Consider the following 20293-nt stretch of genomic DNA (forward strand, 5'->3'; position numbering starts at 1 on the left):
TTAGCCCTCCCGCACTTCGAGGCCCATCGCGCGGGCACTGCCTTCGATGATCTTCGCCGCGGCGTCGAGGTCGTTGGCGTTGAGGTCCTTCATCTTGACCTCGGCGATCTCGCGCAGCTGCGAGCGGCGGATGGTGCCGGCGCTGACCTTGCCGGTCTCGGCCGAGCCCTTCTGGATTCGCGCCGCTTTCTTGAGCAGGAACGAAGCCGGCGGGGTCTTGGTGGTGAAAGAGAAGCTGCGGTCGGCATAGACGGTGATGACCGTCGGGATCGGAGCGCCGCGCTCGAGCTCCTGCGTGGCGGCGTTGAACGCCTTGCAGAACTCCATGATGTTAACTCCGCGCTGCCCGAGGGCGGGGCCGATCGGCGGGGCGGGGTTGGCGGTGCCGGCCGGCACCTGAAGCTTGATATAGCCGGTGATTTTCTTTGCCATGGTCTCACTCTGTAGTTCGGCCGGAAGTGGTACTTGCGGCCGGGTTCAAGTTAAGTGGTCCGAACGGCTGCCCTTTCGAGCTGCCTCCCACAGTTCCAATTGCTTGGAAGGCGGCGCCACTACACGAGATGCGTTGCCGCCGCAACTTATGGTAAGGGGCTCCCGGGAAGGTCTGCATAGGGGGTTTTGTATGCGCCGTTTCGTACTCGTCACACTGTCCGCTCTTCTCGCCGCAAGCGCCACGGGCGCTCAGGCCAAGGCCATGAAATGGATGGACGCCAGCGGAGCCGGCTTGCCGGCCGGCGCCAAGATGGCGGTCGTCTCGGGCGATCCGAGCAAGGCCGGGCCGTTCGTCATCCGGGCCAAGTTCCCGGCCAACTACACGGTTCCGCCGCACCACCATCCGGGCGACGAGGTCGTGCGAGTCACCTCCGCCGGCGCGCTGTCCTACGGAATGGGCGACAAGCTCGACAAGGCCAACGTCGGGTCGCTGACCAAGGGCTACCACGTCACCATGGGCGCGGGCATGAACCATTATGTGTTCACCACCGACCCGGTCGACATCCAGGTCTCCGGCAACGGCCCGTTCGCGATCACCTACGTCAACCCGGCCGACGACCCGCGGAAGAAGTGATCAGCAGCCGGACTGCCGGGGCGCAGTCCGGACCTGATCGCTCAAGGCTGTAACTGGGTCCCGGATCGGGGTCCGGGATGACGAGCTGAGAGGCTCGTCACTTGACTAGTAGGATTTGGTTTTGGAACGCTCGCCGATGGCGAGACCCCTTACGCGCGCGCAGGCGCTCCAGAATCGCGCATTCCTGAGAGCGCTCCGGGAGACCGGCAACGTCCGGCTCGCATGCCGCGAGCTCGGCCTCAAATATGGCACGATGCAGCACCGGCGGCGTGAACATCCGGCGTTCGCGCTGCGCTGGGATGCGGCCCTTGCTTTTGCGCAGGCACGGTTGGCGCGCCCCCTCTCCCCAATCCCTCTGCCCCAAGGGGGAGAGGGGCGAAGCTACCGAACTAAGGCCGGCGAGCCGCAACTCGTCCGCCTCAAGTCCGGCAAGCTGCAGATGCGGCGAGCGCAACCCGGCAAGCTCACGCACGAGGCGGAGCAGGCGTTCCTCGCTGCGCTCAGCGCGACTTGCAACATGACCCTCGCCGCGGCGGCGGTGGGCTCATGCTTCGGCGCCTTCAATCGGCGGCGGAAGAAGGACCCCGCGTTCGCGCGAGAGATGCGCATAGCCCTCCAGCGCGGCTACGAGGCGCTCGAACTCGCGCTCCTGGAAAGCCAGCGACCGGCAAGTCACGCCCATGGTGACTGGCGCCACAACGACCCGCCGGCGATGCCGCCGATGACCGTCAACCAGGCGCTGCAGCTCATGTACCTCCATCAGAAGGCGGCGCTGCTGGTCGACGAGCCGACGCCGATCCGGCGGCGGCGCGGCGAGAGCCACGAAGCATGCTGCGAGCGGCTCGCCCAGATGGCCGAGGCGCGAGACCAGCGCTCTCGCGAGGCGTTCGAGGTTGCGGAGGCCGAGCGGTGGGCACGCGGCGAGCCGGCGTGGGGGCCGGCGGGCGCGGAGTTGCGGCGGGCCTTGGGCCTTACCGATCTGGCGCTGGTCACGGGCTGGTCGCGGGCTGACCCGACGAAAGTGCCGCACGATCCGGGGCGCGCGCTGTTCGGCGGGTGGCGGATGGAGGATATGGAGGAGAAGCTCGAGCGCGCCGCGCCACGCATTCGGCGGTTCTGATTCAACTGAGGGGCTGTAGGACAGGATTTTCTTAGGACCTGAAAAGACACTCAGCTGTGTTCGTCATCGGATCGAGCTCCCAAACCTCAACATCATCCGGAACAAGATGACCCTGCGTACGCACGTAATAGCTTCCCAGACTCTCGGAGCCGCGTATGTCCTTCAGGAGCATCAGTATTTTCCGATACTGGGACGGGGCTACCGCGAAGTGCAGCATTGCTTCGTTGAAGCTGCGCAGCTTTGCACTCGGCGTGTTCCCACCAGCCGTCCAAGTGCAAGACTTACATTCGACGAGCACTCGCGGAGCATCACCGCCGAGATCAAATCTGTGTGATTTTTTTCTGGCGTACCCGATCTGGACCGCAAAATCGCGCGCGAGCCTCATCCCCGTGCGGGCGAAATATGCTTGCACGACTTCCTCAAAGTCACTGCCGGCCTGTGCATTGCTGAGTGCGCCGACGCGCTGAAATCTGTTCGTGTCAGTAGGCATGCGCAGCTCCCGTTCATTTAGGCAGCTCGTTCATGGCTCTAGCTATCAGTGACCTGATCGTTTCGTCACGCGTCAGTTCACATTCCCACATTACAGCGACGCGCCAGCCTTGCTCCTTCAGGGCCGTTTCAGCCGCGACGTCCCTGGCCTGGGTGCGCTCGATCTTCGGTAGCCAGTAGCCTGTATTCGACTTTGGTCCTTTGCCACCGCGCTTGCAGCCGTGACCGTGCCAAAAGCAGCCATGGACAAAGAGAGCGAGGCGATGGCGCGGAAACACGAGATCAGGGCTACCCGGCAGGTCAGACCGGTGAAGACGGAATCTGAGCCCCATTGAATGTGCAATTCGCCGAACCCGCATTTCAGGTTTGGTGTCCTTGGATCGAATAGCTCTCATGTTCGCCGAGCGGCTGGCGGAGGGCTGGCTCAAAGTGAGTCTCCAGAGTCACAGACGGCGAACAATCGTTCAAAATGGATCGAATGGTTATCCACAACGTTCTTCATCTGTTCTAGAGCGAGCCTATGGCTACCCAACGACCGCTGTGGCTAAACATCCGGATGGGGATTCTCGCCATGCGGACCAAAACGGTCATCGATCTTTTTTGTGGCGCGGGTGGTTTGAGCGAGGGCTTTCGTCAGGCCGGATATCATGTCCTTGCGGGCAATGATTTCTTCGAAGCGGCAGGAGAAACGTACGCGCACACCCACCGTGAGGCGAGGTTTCTTCCCAATCCGATTCAGGATTACAGCGCGCGAGACTTCTTAAAGGCCGCCGGTTTGAAACCAGGCGAGCTTGATGTGCTGGTCGGGGGACCGCCCTGCCAAGGCTTTTCCGTCTACAATCACCAACGTGGTCTGCACGATGAGCGATCTTCGCTGTATCGTGAATATCTTCGTGTCGTGGATGGTCTCCAGCCAAATTGGGTTGTGTTGGAAAACGTCACCGGGATGACGTCTGCTGGCGGTGGCGCTGCCGTTCATGCGATCATCCAAGGTTTGAAATCGCTCGGATACGACGTCCGCGCAGAAATCCTCCGCGCCGAAGAATACGGTGTTCCACAAGAGCGGCGCAGGATCGTGTTCATCGGAAATAGACTGGGGCTGCCGATAGCGTACCCAACGCCGACGCATGGCCTCGGCGCGAAGGGGTTCGTCAGCATCCGTGATGCGATCGGTGATCTGCCTGGTCTACAAAATGGAGAGGACAAAGGAGTTCAGGCGTACGCTCGCGAGCCACAATCCGATTTTCAGCGGGCGATGCGGGCTGGATCGAACGCAGTGAAAAATCACGGCGCCGCGACTCTCTCAAAAATCAATCTCGATCGTTTGTACCACATTCCGGAGGGAGGTTCGTGGCGCGATATTCCTTTTGACCTTCTGCCTGCCGGGATGAAGCGCGCGAAACGCTCGGATCATACGAAGCGGTATGGCCGGCTGAGTTGGGACGGCCTTGCATCTACGATCCTTACGAAGTGCGATCCGCACTGGGGCGCGTACTTCCATCCAGAGCAGGATCGTACACTCACCGTGCGCGAGGCCGCGCGCCTTCAATCATTCCCGGATTGGTTCGAATTCAAAGGCTCACGTACGGATCAGTATGTACAGGTGGGGAACGCCGTGCCACCGCTTCTCGGCCGAGCCATTGCGGAGACGATTGGTGGCGTTTCGCTCTCCTATGGTGAGCCCGCGCTCGTTGCTGCTGAGTAGACCGTAGGCTCAGATCTGATCTGTATCCGGAAGCTCGGCGCCTTCTTGAACGATGCTTCCTCCATCGGGCGACGGCTCTGGTTGCCGCAGCCTAATTACCTTTGATCGCGCCCGCTTGTTCCGAGCGTGGAGGAACGACTGGAATTCCGCCTCGAATTGCTCTTGGCTCAAGGGTTTACCTGCTGTGAGCGCTTCGACGGAGCTTTCCAGCGTTGTGAATCGGGTATCTTCGACAAAGATGTTGCCGCTCTCGTCGTAATTGACGATGTACCATGCTATGTCGGCGTTCGAGAGATGGTTTACCTTCACCATGTTTCCAAGCGAACCGTAGAACGGCTTATCAACTACTACAGCCATCTTCTTTCCCCACCGCCGCAGCGTTGGAACCTTAATTTGAAGCTGTGGCATTAGCCGTTTCGGTCCCGATGACCGATAATCAGGCCTCCGGTTCTTGTCGGGGTACACCGGCGCCTCTTGCGCAGCCGAGTATTGGGCAAGGTGACTGCCCATTTTCTCACCAGAGAAATACACAGCTTGTAACTCCAGGGCGCACCAACGCTGCTCGTCGTCCGGGTCAACGATGATCGTGTCTATCCGGCCAACCGCCTCTTCACCTTCTGCTTCCTCCGTCTCGCCTAAGGACGCGAGGAACTGCACCTCTTTGACGAGAGTGGGCTGGGATGTGGCGAGGATATCCAATCCAATGCGCTCAAAAATTAAGTTCCCTTCCCAGAAGCGTGAAGGACATAAAGTCACGAGGGGCGGGATTACCGTTACGGTACCGTCTGGCGCCTGAGTGTGCTTTCGAAGGGTACAAACGCCTCCCTTCTTCTTACATTCAGCACCTGGAGAGGCTGCTTGTCGAAACGGACAGGGGAGGCCGGAGAGCTTGCTCGCGCCTAGCTCACCGTATTCGTGCCGTTGTTCGACGGGAATTGTCTCGATAAGCCGACCGTACCATTCGGCTACGCCGAAACGGTCTGCGCTGCCACGCACCACTGTCGGCTACCGAGCTAGCTTAAACGGCTGCTTGCCATCTTGCTTTTCTCGCTTGACGAGGCCCCTCTTCAGCAAACCGCCGAGGACCGAATAAGTCAGATAATTTTTCTGGCGCCCCGCGAAGTCGGATTCGAGCTTCAGCGTTCGGGCGATCTCATTGTTGATTAGTCCCTCTGGGCGCTCCGCCAGAAGCCCGAGGATAGCTTCTTCGATGCTTGCTAAGCCCGCCGCTGCTTGGTCTCGGTACTTCATGCGGATGCTCCCCCCTGACGCCGAGCTGCTGCACCTTGCAATCACTGCGCACAAAAGAAAAGGTCGCCGATGCGGCCTTTTGCGTTGTTCGATGAGCTGGATCCCCGCCTTCGCGGGGATGGACGCAAGGGACTGGACCCCTGCCTTCGCAGGGGAACAGGTCACTTCACGCGTTCGACTTGTTCGAACTCCAGCTCGACCGGCGTCGCCCGCCCGAAGATCGACACGCTGACCTTCACGCGGCCGCGGTCGAAGTCGAGTTCCTCGACGGTGCCGTTGAAGGTCGCGAAGGGGCCGTCGAGGACCTTGACCGCGTCGCCGATCTCATAGTCGACGCTGATCTTCTGCTTGGCGCCGTGGGCAGCGGCTTCCTCCTTGGTGTCGAGCATGCGCGCGGCCTGGGCGTCGGCGATCGCCTGGGGCTTGCCGTTGGGGCCGAGGAAGCCGGTCACCTTGGGGGTGTTCTTGACGAGGTGATAGACCTGGTCGGTCATCTCGAGCTTGGCGAGGACGTAGCCGGGCATGAACTTGCGCTCGGTCTGGACCTTCTTGCCGCGCTTGACCTCGGTGATGGTCTCGGTCGGGACCTCGATCTGCTCGACATAGGGCTCGAGCTGGAGGCGCTTGGCCTCGCTCTGGATCGAGTCGCGGACCTTGTTCTCGAAGCCCGAATAAGCGTGGATGATGTACCAGCGGGACATTGTGATCTCTTACCTTTGTAACCCCTCTCCCGACCCTCTCCCGCAAGGGGAGAAGGACCAGGGAGCGCTAGCCGAGCAGGCTCAGCAGTTTCCTGACGATGGTCGAGAAGAAGGCGTCGACGCCGAAAAAGAAGAAGGCGAGGACCAGCGTCATGATCATCACCATGATCGCGGTCGCGACGGTTTCCTTGCGGCTCGGCCAATGGACCTTGCCGGTCTCGACGCGGACCTGACGGATGAATTCGCCGGGGGAGACTCTGGCCACTTTTTTCGCTTCTTCTCGAGTTGCGGATAGAAAAGCGCCCCGCGGACCTTTCGGGCCGGCGGGGCTGCGGGTCACTTAGCGGCGACGGGCCGAGTCTTCAAGGTCATCGCGGCTGGGTCATCGCGGTTGGGCCATCGCGGTTGGCGCCGCGGTGGAAACGGCTGTAGCATGGCCGCGCTCGGTCAGCGTGCGGGGGAAAGCGGGCATGGGGCCTGTGCTGTTCGCCATCATGTCCGGCATTGCCGGAGCGCCGGCCGCGCTGCCGCCCCGCGACGATTCGACCATCGTCGTCACCGGCGAGCGGGTGAAGCGGTCGCTCAGGGAGACCCAGTCGAGCGTCGTCGTGTTCGGCCGCCGCGACATCGAGGCGCTGGCCGCGGCCGACCGGGTCCAGGATCTGCTCCAGTTCGTCCCCAACGTGCTGATCTCGTCGAACCGGGATACGCCGATCATCCGCGGGCAGAACAGCGCCGGCGTGCTTGCCGGACTCCCCGCCTTCCTCGGCGGCGCGCGCCCGCGTACGACATTACAGGTCGACGGCCGGACCGTCACTTTCAACGAATTCTCGAACAGCACCGAAGGATTGTGGGACGTCGACCATGTCGAAGTGTTCCGCAGCCCGCAGACGACGACCCAGGGCGTCAACTCGATCGCCGGCGCGATCTTCATCCATACCGCCGATCCGACCTATCGCTTCGAAGGCGGCGCTCGGGGCATCGCCGGCGGCCCCGCACGACGGCAGCTGTCGGCGGCGGCATCGGTTCCCCTGATCGACCAGCAATTGGCGCTACGCCTGTCGGGCGACCTCTATCGCGGCCATGTTTCGAGCAGGCTCGAAGGCCCGGTGGTCGGCGCCGACCTCAATGACGACCGATATGCGACCGCTCGCGCCAAGCTGCTCGTCGAGCCGCACGCGCTGCCGGGGCTGCGGATCGTGCTCACTTACGCCCATGTGCGCTCGCAGGGGCCGCAGGGCACGTCGGCGCGCCGGCCGTTCCGCGAGCGCCGCGATACTTCGTGCATCTGCGGCTATTTCAAGGTGCGGGTCGATTCGCTGACGAGCGCCATCAACTACCAGGTGACGCGGTCGCTCGAATCGCGAACGACGCTCAGCTGGGGCAAGGCGTTCTTCCGGCGCTTTGCGGTCCAGGGATTTGGGCAGACTCGGATCCACGGCGACGACGGCTCGGCCGAGTCCGTGCTCGAATGGAAGCCCGACGCACCGGTGACCATGGTCGGAGGGGTCAGCTGGCAGACAATGGACCTGCATCAATATATCGATCTGTCGGCGACGCCGCTCGGCACCGGCACGTTCGACGACCGACAGCGAAGTCGAGGCCTGTTTGGCGAGGTGACCTGGCGCCCGGTGCCGCGGCTGCTGTTGACCGGTGGCGTTCGTTATCAAAGCGACAGCAGAAAGCGCCTCGGGGTCCTGCATACGACTCCCGACCTTCCGCTCGACTACCACAAGAACGTCACCGCTCTGCTCCCCAAGGCAAGCGCCGCTTATGACGTGAACGAGCGTGTGCGGGTCGGCGTGCTCGCGCAACGGGCCTATAATCCGGGAGGCGTAACGCTCGATCCATCCGAGGCCGCGCAGGTCCGCTTCGAGCCTGAATATCTGTGGGATTATGAGGCGTTCGTCCGGGGCAACTTCCTTGGGGGGGCACTCAATCTCACCGCCAACGTCTTCTACAACGACATCCGCAATGCGCAGCGCACGCTGGACCTCTGTCTCCAGACCACGACCGGCTGCGTCGGGCTCTCGCAGGTATCGAACGCACCGCGGGCGCACGCTTCGGGCGCCGAGCTCGAGGGCGACTACAAGGTCAGCGGTCGGCTCCGGCTCCGGTCCGCGATCGGGCTGCTCGGCACGCGGATCACGAAAACCATCGTGCCGACCGACCCCATCCTTGGGAAAGAATTCGGCGGCGCTCCGAAGTTCACCGGGATGGCCGCCGCCGAATGGGAGCCGGTGCGGAAACTCAGCATCTCGGCGCAGGTCCGGCACAACAGCGGTTATGGTGGGGACGATGCAGAAACCCCGCGATTTCGCATTGCATCATCAACCACGTTCGATGCGCGCGTGAGTTGGCGGCGCGGGCCTTTCACCCTGTTCGGCTACGCCCGTAACATTTTCGACGAGTTCCACATCGTCGCCTGGGGCGGCGACCCTAACGATCCGGATGTCGAGGCCGGATTGAACGACCCGAGGGAACTCGGCATCGGGCTCGAAACGCGCTTCTAGGCTTCGATGCGCTCGTAATCGGGCCTAACGCCGCGCGCGCGCCAATAGGCGGTCAGGCCGAATTCGTCGCACAGCTTTCCGAAGCGCGGATCGGCGCGCATGGTGGCGACCGGCGGCGTAAACATCCACTGCGTCATTCGCCGATTATAGTTCTCAACTGCCCTACCGTTGGCACGGTCAATGCTGAGAAACTTGCCGCGCCAGAGCAAGAAGCCTTGGGTCACTTCAAAGGCCGTGTCCGGCAATCCTAGAGCGCACAGCTGCATGACCATGTCGCTGGCCAGGGCCGGGAAGCGCCCTGCCGTGTCGACGCACGCGCGGCGGGCGGTTTCGATGGCCGAGGGTGTCGGCGATTCGAGTGCGTCCAGGGCTGTCAGCCAAGTCTCGCGCGAAGGGAAGCCGTCGAAGAGGTGAACGTCGCCGAGGATGGCGCGAGCGGCAGCCGGTCGGCCAGTCAGTGCAAAAATTGTGAACCGCGCATAATTTCCGAACCAATAATCGGGCCACAGGCCCCGGACGCGGTCGATCACATCGTCCGCCTCGCGGACCTTGCCGAGAATCCATAATTTCAGCGCTCTGACCACCAAGGCCGACCGCATGAACGGCGATGCGCGCAAGATACGCTCGTTCCACATCCAGGATTCACGAGTGAGCCCTGCGGCCTGAAGGAGCGGCATCAACTCCATCATGGCCGGGAGGTTCGTCGGATCGGTCGAAAGGACGCCGCGGAGCAGGCCGTCGCGCGCTGCCCAATCCAGCATCGGTCCCTGCAGCAGGAACATGCCGACGCGGGCGTTTGGCTCTCGCGGATCGAGTTCGAGGGCGCGCCGGATAGCAGCTTGCGCGTTGGCGACGACCGTCGGCGCGTCCTGTTTCGAAGCGTCCTCTGTCCGGGCGCTCCGGAAATAGGCCAGTCGCCCCCACGCGCCTGCACTGTCCGGCTGAAGCCGTACGGCTTCCTCGTACAGCTTCACCATGTCCGGGGTGTCCTTGGGCGTAACCGCCCAGTCCTCAAATGCCGTCCCGTTTCGGAATGCCTCTTCGCCGCGCGCCATTACCGCATCGAAGCGTGGGTTTGACCCGGACCGCCTCGCCCACCAAAGGGCCCCGCCGCCAACTAACACGACCGCCGCCGCACCCCCGCCGATGACGCCTCGGCGCGAAACGAGGCTATCGGCCGCTACGGTCGAGCTCTCCTCAAACACTTGAATAATATCGCCGGTCAGCCGGTAGCCGGTGCGTGGAATGGTCTCGATCTCGAACAAGCCGGGCGCAGTCTCAGCGGCGATCTTGCGCACCAGAGCGATCGCGCGGTTGAGGCTGTCGTCGCCGACATAGACGCCGCCCCACGCATTGCCGAACAGATCGTCTCGCGTAACGACGCTGCCGCCGGCGTCGAGCAGCAGGAGGAACACCTTCATCACGATCGGCTCGAGGCTTGCGCTCCCCGCCGGTCCTTCGATCAAGCGGCGCGCCGGGCTGACGTGCAACGGGCCGGCATCGAAGTCCGCCCGATTTGCGAGGTCCGCCAGCTTCAGCATCGCAGCGCCACCCCCTGATGCGATCACGAGATGATCAGATGATCATCGGCAGTCCATCATCGCACATCGGCCCTCGCAATTCTACGCGTCGTGCCTTCGAACGCAGGAGGAGGGCAGACCATGACCCGCGTGAAATCCGTGAAGCTTTTGCTCGCAAGCGCAGCCGCACTCGCGCTGGCGGCATGCAGTGGCGGCGGAGGGAGCGGCGTTAGCGCGATCGTCACGCCGCCCGTGACGCCAACGCCAACGCCAACGCCAACGCCAACGCCAACGCCAACGCCTGCGACAACGTCAGCGTGGTACGACACCACCCAGCCGCACCAGTTCACTACGCTCGCGTCGCACGTCGAGCACGTTGCGTCGACTGGCGGGACCGTGACGTCAACCATCGCCGCCGCGGGCGCCGATCAAGTCTCGATCCAATATTCGGTCGCGCAAGGCGCTTACCTGGTTACGCTGCCATCGGTCGGAACAGGTCGGTTGGACGGCACCGGCATCATCGACGCGGCGGGACAAAAGATCGCCACGCTGTCGTTCGAACCGCAACGGACGGGCTTCACTTACGCGGACCTGGGCTACTGGGTCAGCGGAGCCGGTACCAACGATCTAAAGATCGGCGCCTTTGCCTTTGGAACGCCGACGCTGGCGGGGGATGTCCCCGTGTCCGGCACTGCAACATACACGGGAATCATCGCCGCGGAGACAAATCGGGGCTTCGTTCGCCCAAGCGAAGGGTTCGTTTCACCCGACTACATCGACGGCGGGGTGACGATGAACTTCGACTTCGCAGCCGGCAAATTGACCGGCCAGATCGCACCGGTCCTCGAATGCTGGAATTGCCTGTGGGGAGAGCCGCTTCAGGTGCTGACCTTCACGCAGACGGTCTATTCGACAGGTTCGAACACCTTCTCCGGGAAGTTCGATACGGCGCTGTCGGGTCCCAATTTCTTCAACGGGATCTTTGCCGGCCCCCACGGGGAAGAAACGATGGCCAAGTTCCAGGCGCCTTACCGCGACCCATACACAAATGCGCTGCACGAGATGTCGGGGGCATGGGTGGCCAGGAAGGGCAATTGAGTGCGGCATGGCCGCGCGCTCGATCCTTGTTGCGGTCGCCGTTTTGACGGTGCCCGCTGCCTTGCCGACAGGGGGCGCGAGCGCGACGGCGGCAACCGTGGTGAAGGCGAACGCGGCGCAGATGTTCGCGCTTGCCGACGAGGCGCGGCTGCGCGGCGATAACGCCTTGGCGGAAACGATCTATCGCACAATGTTTGCCGACGTCTCGGCTGAGGTCGGTCTCGAAGCGCATTTTCGTCTTGCCGCGCTCGAAACCAAGCGCGGCAATCTCGCGAAGGCCGCGATCCTGCTCCGCCAGGTGGTCGATGCCCGGCCAACCGCGGCTCCCGCACGGCTCGCGCTCGCTCAACTGCTCGACCGGATGGGCGACCGCGAAAGCGCTTGGCGACAAATCCGGGCAATGAATGCGTCGGGACTACCGCCGGCAGTGGCTCGGCTGATCGACCGCTATTCGCAGGCGCTGCGGGGGCAGCGTCCGTTTGGGGCCAGCCTCGAGGTTGCCGTTGCGCCGGACAGCAATATCAACCGCGCGACGCGGTCGGATACGCTCGGCACCGTGCTTGGCGACTTCGAAATCGGGCCGGAGGGGAAAGCCAAGTCAGGCACCGGTTTGGCCCTGAACGGGCAAATGTACCGCCGGCTGCCGCTGGGCGGGGATTCGGACTTGCTTGTCCGCGCCTCCGGCTTCGCGAACCTCTACCGCCACAAAGCGTTCGACGACGTTGCCGCGGACCTGGCGATCGGTCCGGAGCTTAACCTTGGACGCAACCGCCTGCAACTCGAGCTTGGGGCGACGCAGCGCTGGTATGGGCTGAAGCCGTTCATGAGATCGGCGCGCGTTGGCGCGACTCTGTCGCACCCGCTCGGCGGCCGCGCGTTCCTTCGCCTGAGCGGGACCACGGCGCTGATCGATAACCAGCTGAATGATCTCGAGGACGGCAGGAGTTTCTCCGGACAAGCCAGCGTCGAGCGCGCGCTCGGAGCGACGACGGGCGTCGCGGCTACGCTCGGGATCGACCGCCGGAGCCTCAGGAATCCCGGCTATTCGACGACAGGCTGGCGCGGCGGCCTCACAGCCTGGCGCGACGTCGGGCGAATGACCCTGACGGTCGGCGCGGAACTCGGGCGCCTCGGCGCCGACGAGCGGCTGGCACTGTTCCCGCACAAGCGGTCCGACCGCTATTCGCGCTTGAGCATGGGCGCGACGTTCCGGCAGCTGGAATGGCGGGGCTTCGCGCCCGTCCTGCGCTTCTCGATCGAGCGCAACCGCAGCAGCGTCGAATTCTACGATTATCGCCGCACGCGCACAGAAATGGGGGTCGTCCGCGCCTTCTGAGAGCTGCCCTTCGCAGGTTGATCGGCAGATGATCGGCAAAGCGTCGGACAATCATAATGGCCGATCGTTCGCGGCGTTCGTAGCCGTGGGACTGCTGGCGAGCGGCAGTTTTCATCCGCCGGCCTCAGCAACAGGATATGGAGAATGTGATGACCAAGTTTGCAATTTTCGGATTCATCGGAACGATCGCCATTGCGAGCCCAGCCGCCGCAAATCACGTCTTCCATCTGGAGGATCCCTTCGCCTCCCGTGGCGCGTGCCAATCGGAGACCGCATCGTTAAGCAACGGCGACGATTGGCTGATCGATGCCTTTCCGGATCTCTTCTCGAGCGAAGGGGAAGTGAGGAGCTTCTTGAACCGGGCGTTCAAGTGCGAGCTCAATCAGTCCGACGGCAACTGGTACATCACGGATCATCGGCTGGAGGTCCTCGGCAGCGACTGGTTCCAGCAGCGCAATCGCTAGATCGGCTGTTCGCGGCGGATGGCAGGAGTGGAGGGACTCGAACCCACGACCCTCGGTTTTGGAGACCGATGCTCTACCAACTGAGCTACACTCCTAGGCCGGGCCGGGAGGTAGCTAGCCGCCGCCTTGGGCGCAAGGCTCAGCCGACAATCGGCAACCCGATCCAGCTGCCGTCCGCGCCGTTGAATATAGTCTGCCGCGCGACGCTATAATCGGGTGGTTTCGCAATGAAGATGTTGGGCACGAAGGTCTGCGGGTTGCGGTCGTAGAGCGGGAACCAGCTCGACTGGACCTGGACCATCAGGCGATGCCCCGGCTGGACGACATAGGACAGCGTCGGCAGCGAAAACTCATAGGTCAGCGGGACGTTCGGGGTGAGCGGGGTGGGGTGGGTCGGATCGGTCCGGTAGCGGCCGCGGATCACGTCCATGGCGATCGGAAGCTCATAGCCGCTTAAGCCCGGCTTTTGCGGGTTGGGGTCGGGATAGACGTCGATCAGCTTCACCACCCAGTCGCTGTCGGTACCGCTGGTCGAGGCGACGAGATGGACCTGCGGCGTGCCGGCGAGTCGAAACGGCGCCGACAGCGGTGCGGTCGCGTAGGCAAGCACGTCGCGGCGGCGCTCGGCGAAGCGCTGGTCGTCGGTCAGCCACGTCTGCCAGGTCGAGCGCGGCGCGAACGGCGCGAGAGTCGGCCGCATCCGGTAGGGAACGGGCTGCGCCGGGTCCGAGACGTAGGACTGGGACGCCTGCCCCGCGGGTGCGTCGAAGCTCAAACTTTTCCGTGGGCCGAGGTAAAGGGCGGTCAGGTTCGCCGGGCATCCGCGGGCGCAGGCCGGCGGCCAGTCGGCCAGGCGCCGCCAGTGGTTCGGCCCGGGCTCGAATGCCAGCACCCGCGCTATTCCTGCGGAGGCGGCGCCCTTGAGATATTGGTCGAGGAACGGGATCAGCACCCGCTGGCGGAACCATCGCGACGTGTCAGAGCCCCAGTCGAGCGGGCCGAGCGTCATGCCGGGAAAGTTCGCCTGGCCGTGGTACCAGGGCCCGACGACGAGATGGGCATTGCCATTGTCCGCTCCTTTGAGCGCGTTGAACAGCGCGGGCGCGCCGTAAATGTCCTCCTGGTCCCACAGGCTGCCGACGATGAGGGTCGGGATTTGCAGTGGGCGGCGGGCGAGGACCCGGTCGAGCGCCTGCTCCTGCCAGTAAGAATCATAGGCTGGGTGCTGGGTCAGCCGCTGCCAGAACGGCAGCCGGTCCATGCCCATCGCGCGCCCATAGGCCCCCGCGGACCCGAAGCGCAGCGCGGTCGCGTAATCGTCGGTGGCCGCCGGGAACCACTCGCGGTCGGACTGGCGACCGATCGTCTGGCCATAGACGTAGCCGATCATCTCCTGGCGGAAGGCGCCGTTGTGGAACCAGTCGTCGCCCTTCCACACGTCGACCATCGGGTTGATCGGCACGCTCGCCTTCAAAGCCGGATGCGGGTTCACGAGGCTCATCAGAGCGGTGAAGCCGTCGTAGCTGGTGCCGAAGGTGCCGACGCGGCCGTTGGATTCGGCGACGTTGCGGACGAGCCAGTCGATCGTGTCCCAGGCATCGGTCGAATGATCGACCGCGGTCGGATTGAGCGGACCCTTCAAGGGCCGGTTCATTACGTAGTTGCCTTCGGACCGGTACTTCCCGCGGACATCCTCGATCGCGACGATGTAGCCGGCGCGGACCAGCTCGGCGTTGAGCGGGGAGAGGATCGTCTCGGGTGCCGCCCCCGCGGGTCCCACCGCGGTCTGTTTGTCTGCCGAGTAGGGCGTCCGGTCGAGCATGATCGGGAACTTGCCGGTACCCCGCGGGATGATCAGCACCGCGTAAAGGCGGGCGCCGTCGCGCATTGGGATGAACAGCTCGCGGCGCTCATAGGTGAATGCGCCGGCTTTAGCGGCGGCGATCGCCGGCCCAACCGGGCCTAGGGGGGCAGGCGCCGGGCGGGCCGGAATGTCGCCGCCCGGCTGCACCGCCGGCTGGATCTGCGCAGCGGCGGTGAGCGGCATGACGAGCGCAAGTGAAGCAACCCGAATGAGATCCATGCGCTTTGGCATCGCGGCAGCGGCCTTACAGCGGCGGGACGAAGCGGCAAACGGCTCGTTCATCCGGACTGCAGCCGTCGAACATTATCGGAGCGAACATGACCGACCAGACCAGCTTCGACACCGTCACGCGCATCGCCGCGGGCGACGACGGGACCAACTACGACAATGTCGCCATCGCGCTGCACTGGATGACCGCGCTGCTCGTCGTGACGAATTTCGTCCTGGCCGAGATCTGGGACTATTTCGCCAAGCCGACGCAGCAATCGATGCAATCGCTTCACGTGTCATTCGGCGTGCTGCTGGCCGCCGCCATCGTCGTTCGGCTGGTGTGGCGGCTGATGCCGGGACACCAGCTTTCCTCGCTGGAGACCGGTTGGGTGCGGCGCGCGTCGAAGGGCACTCATTATCTGCTCTACGGGCTGTTGGTCGCCGCGGTCGTGCTCGGCTTCCTTCTCCAATGGTCGCGCGGTCACCCGGTCAGCTTCTTCGGCCTCGACATCCCGGGACCCTATGGACCGCAGCCAAGGCCGGTCCGCCACCAGATCCAGGAGCTGCACAATTATGTCGCGTGGACGATCGTCATCGTCGCCGCGCTGCATGCCGCCGCGGCGCTCTATCATCATTACGTCCTGAAGGACCGCGTCCTGATGCGGATGCTGCCCGGCCCCTCGACCTAGAAATCGCTTTCCGCGAGGAACTTCGCGCCGGCGCTTCCCGCCACCACCCAGCGAACCTGGGCTTTGACCTGGCCCATGCGCGGAATTGCGATCTGCAGCCGCTCGCCGATGCGGAATTCCGCATCCGACTCGATGCGGCAGCCGTTATCGGAGAAGTTGGTCAAGGAAGCCGGGAACTTGCTACCGTCCGCCCGGTGAACGACGGCGTCCACCGCCACGGGATGGCGATCCTTACGCCCGATCCATCCCTGCATACGCTCCATTACGCCAGTCCCCACTAAACAAGCGGGTCGACCGTTGCACAAGGCGGGTAAACATGGATTTAATGGGGCGACGGCGGCCTCCGTGAGGGCCGGTCCGCGTGGCCCCTTAGCGCGCGCTCAGCTCGACGTCGGTCGAGGACTTAAGTCCCGCGACCTTGCGGTTGAATTCCTGGCGGACATCAACCTGGCACTGCTTGATCTCTCTCCAGCTCTGGTTTTCCGCCGCGGCGTTGACTCCGCAGACCTGCTCCACCGCAAGCTGAATGCGGTAATTCAAGGCGGCGCGGCCCTGCGCGGTGGCGAAGTCGGTTTCGTAAATCTTGACGGAGGCGGAGCGCACGTCCTGCGCGAGGGCTGGCGATGCGACCGAGACGATCGCGGCGGCGGCTGCGAAAATGCTAATTGAACGGTGCATGTCTGAACTCCCTTTGGGCGGCGCGAAAACCCGTGCCGATGGAGAGGAAGATTGCTCAAGCGCCGATAATCAGACAGGACTAGGAGCGGACAATGTCCGGACGAAAGGCTGACGGATTGCCGATTTCTGCGATTCTTTAGGGAATGACGAGCGAACGCGAGTTGCTGCGCCGCCAATAATCATCGAGGCCCAATTCGCGCGTCAGGTCGCCGAAGCGCGAATCACGACGCAGCTGCCGAAGCATCACCCGAAACAGGATGTAAGTGTGCCGTTCAGGCCCGGTGTACATGCCTTGTTCCTTGCTAAAGTACATATCGGGCATGGCGAAGCCACGGTTGAAATAAAGTGCGTCGAACATTCGGAATGCCGTATCGAAATCGCCAACGAAACCGGCGAAGACACCCGCATTTTCCGCAAATCCGGTTCCTCGGCGCGCGATTGCCTTCGTGCTGTCCAATGCACGGCGCAAATCCGCCGGATCGTGCGTGGCAAGCGCCTTGGCTGTCAGCGCGGTCCAATCGAAATTCCAGTCGGGGATACCAATCGGCCGGTTCGCGACGTCGGTAATCATGCCGAGCGCCTGCTGAGCCTTTCCATTGTACATGAGGTAATAGACGTAGCTGAACCAGATTCCGAAGTGGCGCGGCCAAAGCTTGAACGCCCTGTCCATGCCGGCTTCGGTTTCATCGAATTGGCCGGTGTCCCACAGCGCATTGATCCGCATCGTTTCGACGCGCGGCGAATGCGGCAGAGACTCGCCGGCCTTATCGATCAGCGGAACAGCCTCGGTGGCGCCGCGTCCGACCTGGGCCAGCACGGAGGCAAGTCCGAGCAGCAGCTCTGGATGGCTGGCCCGCTTGCCGAGCGCCCAACGATAAGCACGCTCGCTCTCGTACCAGTTGCGGTAGACGGGGATCGAAAATGCCCAGGCCGCGAGTGCATCGCCCTGATTCGGTTCCAGCGAAAAGGCTCGTCTCATCGCCGCAAAGCCCCTGGCGCGAAGATCGGCCCGTTGTTGAAGGGGCGTACCCGTTGCGAGCTTGATATACGCAAAGGCGAGCAAGCCCCAGACTTCAGCATTGTTGGGCGCGATCGCCGCAGCTTGCTTCAACTCGCCAATCGCGTCGCTGTTGAGGTCGATCACCCCCGCCATCAACGAATTGCGAGCACCGTTGACGAGCGTGCGCGCCTCCGGTGGCATCGTCTCGTGGCGGCTGGCGTACCAAGCGCCGCCGGCGACCGCGCCAATGGCAGCGACGCTGCCACCGATCAGCGCGTCGCGACGGCGGAATAGTGGCTCGCGATGCGTCGCGACATTAGCTTGCGGAGCTGTGCCGCCCGCTGGGACGAGCCGGTAACCGACCTTGGTGATCGTCTCGACGCGAAAGACGCCGCCGGCCTGCTTTTCGGCAACCGCGCGAAGGCGGGATACGACGCGATTGATCGCGTCCTCTCCGACGATCCGGCCTTCCCAGACGAGGTGGCTGAGATCGTCCTTGCTGACCACTGCGCCGTTGGCCCGCCGCAGCGCGACTAGTAGCTGCATAACGCGCGGCTCGATCACACTTGCTTTGCCGCCGTGGATCAATTCGCGCGTGGCGGGACGGAACTCGACGTTGCCGATGTGGAAAAGCGGCTCGTGCGCAAGCGCGACCTGTGACAGATCAAACCGAGCCGGGCTTTCGCCCGCTCCAGAGCCGCTGGCCCCCGCAAGCATAGACGCATCATGCCAGCGAATGGCGTCTGGTGCGAGTGGCCTTAAGCCGCGATGTCGTACGGCTGGATTTCGCCCGAGAGGTAGAGATTGCGCGCCTTGGTCCTCGACAGCTTGCCCGAGCTGGTGCGCGGCAGGGTGCGCGGCGGGACCAGCTCGACGACCGGAGTAATGCCGGTGATGGCGCGGACGCGCTCGCGGATTTCGTCGCGCAGACGGCCGCGCTCCTCATTGCCGGACACGCGGCAGTGGACGAGGACGGCGGGCGTTTCCTCGCCCGACGGGCCGGTGATCGCGAAGGCGGCAATATCGCCAGACTTGAAACCGGGCAGCTGCTCGACCGCCCATTCGATGTCCTGCGGCCAGTGGTTGCGGCCGTTGATGATGATCATGTCCTTGGCGCGGCCGACGATGAAGATGTAGCCCGACGACATGTAGCCCATGTCGCCGGTGTCGAGCCAACCGTCGCCGCAGAGGCAGGCGCGGGTCGATTCCTCGTCGCGGAAGTAGCTGTGCATGACGCTTTTCCCGCGGACATAGACCTTGCCGATGCCGCGGTCGGGAAGTCGCTCGCCGTCGGGCCCGCGGATCTCGACCTCCATGCCCGTCACCGGCCGGCCACAATTGACGACCGCGCGGTAGCGGCGCGGGCGCTTTGCATCCGCGGTTCCACCGGACAATTCGGTTTCCTCGACCAGCTCGAGCCGGATGCCCTCGCCAGGCGGCATCAGCGACACGGCCAAAGTGGCCTCGGCAAGACCATAACTGGGGCAAAAAGCGCCGGCCTTGAAGCCCGCCGCGTCGAAGCCGTCGACGAACGCTTGCATGACCTCGGGACGGATCATGTCGGCGCCGTTGCCCGCGATCCGCCAGCGCGAAAGGTCGAACCGGTCCTCGGCGCGCGTTTGCGAGCTCATCCGGCGCGAGCAAATGTCGTAGCCGAAGGTCGGCGAATAACTGACCGTCGTGCCGGGATTGCGGGTGATCATGTCGAGCCAGGCGAGCGGCCGCCGCGCAAAGTCTTCGGTCTTCAAATAGTCGACCGACAGCTGCAGCGACACCGGCGAGAGGAAGCAGCCGACCAGCCCCATGTCGTGGTACCACGGCAGCCAGGAGACGCAGCGGTCGGTCTCGGCCACATCCAGCCCGATGCCGTGCGCGTGCAAATTGTCGAGCAGCGCGCGGTGCGTCACGGCGACCCCGTGCGGGAAGCGCGTCGATCCGCTGGAATATTGGAGATAGGCGATGTCGTCAGGCCCGGCGGCGGGAAGGTCACCCGCTGCCGCGGGCTCGATGCCCGCGAGCGTGTCCCAATCGCGCGACTTGATGCCGGCCTTGTTTGCCGCGCCACTGCCGAAGTCCGCCAGCTCCGGGGGGTAGAGCAACAGCGCCGGGTCGCAGCTGTCCAGCTGGACCGCGAGCTGTTCGACATAGGCTTCGCGCCCGCCAAAGCTGGTCGGCAGCGGCAGCGGCACCGGCCAGCCGCCAGCATAGACCACGCCGAAGAAGGCGGCAGCAAATTCGGGGCCGGTCTCGGCGACGAGCGCAATGCGATCGCCCGGCTTCATCCCGAGCGCGACGAACCGCCGCGCGACGAGCAGCGCATCCTCACGCAGCTCGGAATAAGGATAGGCGCGCGTCAGCGTCCCGCGCGCATCATGGAAGTTGAGCCCACGCTTCCCCTGCGCGGCGTAATCGAGCGCCTCGCCGATCGTATCGAAATCGGAAAGCCGGCGCGGCAACTTGTCTGTCGTCGGAGTGGCGCCAGGCGGCGCAAGTTCACTGGTGACCGAGGCGTTGCGATCGAGCACGCCGTCCCCTTCCCTCAAATGATTTGCATCCCGGCCCGCGCAAAAGTGCAGGCGCTTTCCCCTT

Annotated in this window: 21 protein-coding genes and 1 tRNA gene; 8 read left to right on the forward strand and 14 right to left on the reverse strand. The window is 63.8% G+C overall.

Annotated elements, in window-relative coordinates:
• On the reverse strand, positions 1–432 hold the full coding sequence (rplK, locus tag ACJ8FR_RS04670) for a 50S ribosomal protein L11 (protein ID WP_407827458.1): 432 nt from the start codon (positions 430–432) through the stop codon (positions 1–3).
• A 190-nt stretch (positions 433–622) separates the two neighbouring features.
• Here rplK and ACJ8FR_RS04675 point away from each other — a divergent pair, with 190 nt between their 5' ends.
• Positions 623–1066: a cupin domain-containing protein gene (locus tag ACJ8FR_RS04675; protein WP_407827459.1), complete on the forward strand. Its 444-nt coding sequence runs from the start codon at positions 623–625 to the stop codon at positions 1064–1066.
• Positions 1067–1202: 136 nt separating this feature from the next.
• On the forward strand, positions 1203–2186 hold the full coding sequence (locus tag ACJ8FR_RS04680; RefSeq protein ID WP_407827460.1) for a hypothetical protein: 984 nt from the start codon (positions 1203–1205) through the stop codon (positions 2184–2186).
• Positions 2187–2217: 31 nt separating this feature from the next.
• Here the strand turns inward: ACJ8FR_RS04680 and ACJ8FR_RS04685 are convergent, their stop codons facing one another.
• Both ACJ8FR_RS04685 and ACJ8FR_RS04690 read right to left on the reverse strand, forming a co-directional pair.
• Positions 2218–2676: a hypothetical protein gene (locus ACJ8FR_RS04685; RefSeq protein WP_407827461.1), complete on the reverse strand. Its 459-nt coding sequence runs from the start codon at positions 2674–2676 to the stop codon at positions 2218–2220.
• 13 nt (positions 2677–2689) lie between these two features.
• Positions 2690–3103, reverse strand: a complete 414-nt coding sequence (locus tag ACJ8FR_RS04690; RefSeq protein WP_407827462.1) for a very short patch repair endonuclease — start codon at positions 3101–3103, stop codon at positions 2690–2692.
• A gap of 128 nt (positions 3104–3231) precedes the next feature.
• Between ACJ8FR_RS04690 and ACJ8FR_RS04695 the strand changes: the two genes are divergently transcribed.
• Entirely contained in the window at positions 3232–4380 is a 1149-nt protein-coding gene (locus ACJ8FR_RS04695) for a DNA cytosine methyltransferase (protein WP_407827463.1), read from the forward strand.
• A 9-nt stretch (positions 4381–4389) separates the two neighbouring features.
• Here the strand turns inward: ACJ8FR_RS04695 and ACJ8FR_RS04700 are convergent, their stop codons facing one another.
• The 4 genes from ACJ8FR_RS04700 to secE form a co-directional block, all read right to left on the reverse strand.
• Complete coding sequence (locus ACJ8FR_RS04700; RefSeq protein ID WP_407827464.1) at positions 4390–5379, reverse strand: NotI family restriction endonuclease; 990 nt, start codon at positions 5377–5379, stop codon at positions 4390–4392.
• 6 nt (positions 5380–5385) lie between these two features.
• Positions 5386–5631, reverse strand: coding sequence for a hypothetical protein (locus tag ACJ8FR_RS04705; protein ID WP_407827465.1), 246 nt, complete (start codon positions 5629–5631; stop codon positions 5386–5388).
• 161 nt (positions 5632–5792) lie between these two features.
• Positions 5793–6332, reverse strand: coding sequence for a transcription termination/antitermination protein NusG (gene nusG, locus ACJ8FR_RS04710; protein ID WP_407827466.1), 540 nt, complete (start codon positions 6330–6332; stop codon positions 5793–5795).
• Positions 6333–6399: 67 nt separating this feature from the next.
• A complete protein-coding gene (gene secE / locus ACJ8FR_RS04715; RefSeq protein WP_407827467.1) occupies positions 6400–6597 on the reverse strand; it encodes a preprotein translocase subunit SecE in 198 nt (65 codons plus the stop codon).
• 187 nt (positions 6598–6784) lie between these two features.
• On the opposite strand from secE, the gene ACJ8FR_RS04720 reads away from it, so the two are divergent.
• A complete protein-coding gene (locus tag ACJ8FR_RS04720; RefSeq protein ID WP_407827468.1) occupies positions 6785–8845 on the forward strand; it encodes a TonB-dependent receptor in 2061 nt (686 codons plus the stop codon).
• Here the strand turns inward: ACJ8FR_RS04720 and ACJ8FR_RS04725 are convergent.
• Positions 8842–10386, reverse strand: a complete 1545-nt coding sequence (locus ACJ8FR_RS04725; protein WP_407827469.1) for a hypothetical protein — start codon at positions 10384–10386, stop codon at positions 8842–8844. The two genes, ACJ8FR_RS04720 and ACJ8FR_RS04725, sit on opposite strands and share 4 nt — an antisense overlap.
• A 120-nt stretch (positions 10387–10506) precedes the next feature.
• Here ACJ8FR_RS04725 and ACJ8FR_RS04730 point away from each other — a divergent pair, with 120 nt between their 5' ends.
• From ACJ8FR_RS04730 to ACJ8FR_RS04740, 3 genes are all read left to right on the forward strand, one after another.
• Complete coding sequence (locus ACJ8FR_RS04730) at positions 10507–11463, forward strand: hypothetical protein (protein WP_407827470.1); 957 nt, start codon at positions 10507–10509, stop codon at positions 11461–11463.
• Positions 11464–11470: 7 nt separating this feature from the next.
• Positions 11471–12799, forward strand: a complete 1329-nt coding sequence (locus ACJ8FR_RS04735; RefSeq protein WP_407827471.1) for a surface lipoprotein assembly modifier — start codon at positions 11471–11473, stop codon at positions 12797–12799.
• Between the two features lie 149 nt (positions 12800–12948).
• Complete coding sequence (locus ACJ8FR_RS04740; RefSeq protein WP_407827472.1) at positions 12949–13263, forward strand: hypothetical protein; 315 nt, start codon at positions 12949–12951, stop codon at positions 13261–13263.
• Positions 13264–13282: 19 nt separating this feature from the next.
• Here the strand turns inward: ACJ8FR_RS04740 and ACJ8FR_RS04745 are convergent.
• Both ACJ8FR_RS04745 and ACJ8FR_RS04750 read right to left on the reverse strand, forming a co-directional pair.
• Positions 13283–13358 (reverse strand) — tRNA-Trp (locus tag ACJ8FR_RS04745).
• A gap of 44 nt (positions 13359–13402) precedes the next feature.
• A complete protein-coding gene (locus tag ACJ8FR_RS04750; protein ID WP_407827473.1) occupies positions 13403–15358 on the reverse strand; it encodes a CocE/NonD family hydrolase in 1956 nt (651 codons plus the stop codon).
• 86 nt (positions 15359–15444) lie between these two features.
• On the opposite strand from ACJ8FR_RS04750, the gene ACJ8FR_RS04755 reads away from it, so the two are divergent.
• Positions 15445–16026 carry a cytochrome b gene (locus ACJ8FR_RS04755; protein ID WP_407827474.1) on the forward strand — a complete coding sequence of 194 codons (582 nt, stop codon included), beginning with the start codon at positions 15445–15447 and terminating at the stop codon, positions 16024–16026.
• Here the strand turns inward: ACJ8FR_RS04755 and ACJ8FR_RS04760 are convergent.
• The 4 genes from ACJ8FR_RS04760 to ACJ8FR_RS04775 form a co-directional block, all read right to left on the reverse strand.
• Positions 16023–16289: a PilZ domain-containing protein gene (locus tag ACJ8FR_RS04760; protein ID WP_407827475.1), complete on the reverse strand. Its 267-nt coding sequence runs from the start codon at positions 16287–16289 to the stop codon at positions 16023–16025. The two genes, ACJ8FR_RS04755 and ACJ8FR_RS04760, sit on opposite strands and share 4 nt — an antisense overlap.
• A 106-nt stretch (positions 16290–16395) precedes the next feature.
• Complete coding sequence (locus tag ACJ8FR_RS04765) at positions 16396–16704, reverse strand: UrcA family protein (RefSeq protein ID WP_407827476.1); 309 nt, start codon at positions 16702–16704, stop codon at positions 16396–16398.
• Positions 16705–16840: 136 nt separating this feature from the next.
• On the reverse strand, positions 16841–18421 hold the full coding sequence (locus ACJ8FR_RS04770; protein ID WP_407827477.1) for a winged helix-turn-helix domain-containing protein: 1581 nt from the start codon (positions 18419–18421) through the stop codon (positions 16841–16843).
• 41 nt (positions 18422–18462) lie between these two features.
• On the reverse strand, positions 18463–20229 hold the full coding sequence (locus ACJ8FR_RS04775; protein ID WP_407827478.1) for a fatty acyl-AMP ligase: 1767 nt from the start codon (positions 20227–20229) through the stop codon (positions 18463–18465).
• Between the last annotated feature and the right edge of the window lie 64 nt (positions 20230–20293).

The sequence above is a fragment of the Sphingomonas sp. genome (genome assembly GCF_045810705.1).
Lineage (GTDB): Bacteria > Pseudomonadota > Alphaproteobacteria > Sphingomonadales > Sphingomonadaceae > Sphingomicrobium.

Coding starts and splice junctions, on each gene's coding strand:
- rplK (WP_407827458.1), bottom strand. CDS start 432: ATGGCAAAGAAAATCACCGGCTATATCAAGCTTCAGGTGCCGGCCGGC.
- ACJ8FR_RS04675 (WP_407827459.1), top strand. CDS start 623: ATGCGCCGTTTCGTACTCGTCACACTGTCCGCTCTTCTCGCCGCAAGC.
- ACJ8FR_RS04680 (WP_407827460.1), top strand. CDS start 1,203: ATGGCGAGACCCCTTACGCGCGCGCAGGCGCTCCAGAATCGCGCATTC.
- ACJ8FR_RS04685 (WP_407827461.1), bottom strand. CDS start 2,676: ATGCCTACTGACACGAACAGATTTCAGCGCGTCGGCGCACTCAGCAAT.
- ACJ8FR_RS04695 (WP_407827463.1), top strand. CDS start 3,232: ATGGGGATTCTCGCCATGCGGACCAAAACGGTCATCGATCTTTTTTGT.
- ACJ8FR_RS04705 (WP_407827465.1), bottom strand. CDS start 5,631: ATGAAGTACCGAGACCAAGCAGCGGCGGGCTTAGCAAGCATCGAAGAA.
- nusG (WP_407827466.1), bottom strand. CDS start 6,332: ATGTCCCGCTGGTACATCATCCACGCTTATTCGGGCTTCGAGAACAAG.
- ACJ8FR_RS04725 (WP_407827469.1), bottom strand. CDS start 10,386: ATGCTGAAGCTGGCGGACCTCGCAAATCGGGCGGACTTCGATGCCGGC.
- ACJ8FR_RS04730 (WP_407827470.1), top strand. CDS start 10,507: ATGACCCGCGTGAAATCCGTGAAGCTTTTGCTCGCAAGCGCAGCCGCA.
- ACJ8FR_RS04735 (WP_407827471.1), top strand. CDS start 11,471: ATGGCCGCGCGCTCGATCCTTGTTGCGGTCGCCGTTTTGACGGTGCCC.
- ACJ8FR_RS04740 (WP_407827472.1), top strand. CDS start 12,949: ATGACCAAGTTTGCAATTTTCGGATTCATCGGAACGATCGCCATTGCG.
- ACJ8FR_RS04750 (WP_407827473.1), bottom strand. CDS start 15,358: ATGCCAAAGCGCATGGATCTCATTCGGGTTGCTTCACTTGCGCTCGTC.
- ACJ8FR_RS04755 (WP_407827474.1), top strand. CDS start 15,445: ATGACCGACCAGACCAGCTTCGACACCGTCACGCGCATCGCCGCGGGC.
- ACJ8FR_RS04760 (WP_407827475.1), bottom strand. CDS start 16,289: ATGGAGCGTATGCAGGGATGGATCGGGCGTAAGGATCGCCATCCCGTG.
- ACJ8FR_RS04765 (WP_407827476.1), bottom strand. CDS start 16,704: ATGCACCGTTCAATTAGCATTTTCGCAGCCGCCGCCGCGATCGTCTCG.
- ACJ8FR_RS04770 (WP_407827477.1), bottom strand. CDS start 18,421: ATGCTTGCGGGGGCCAGCGGCTCTGGAGCGGGCGAAAGCCCGGCTCGG.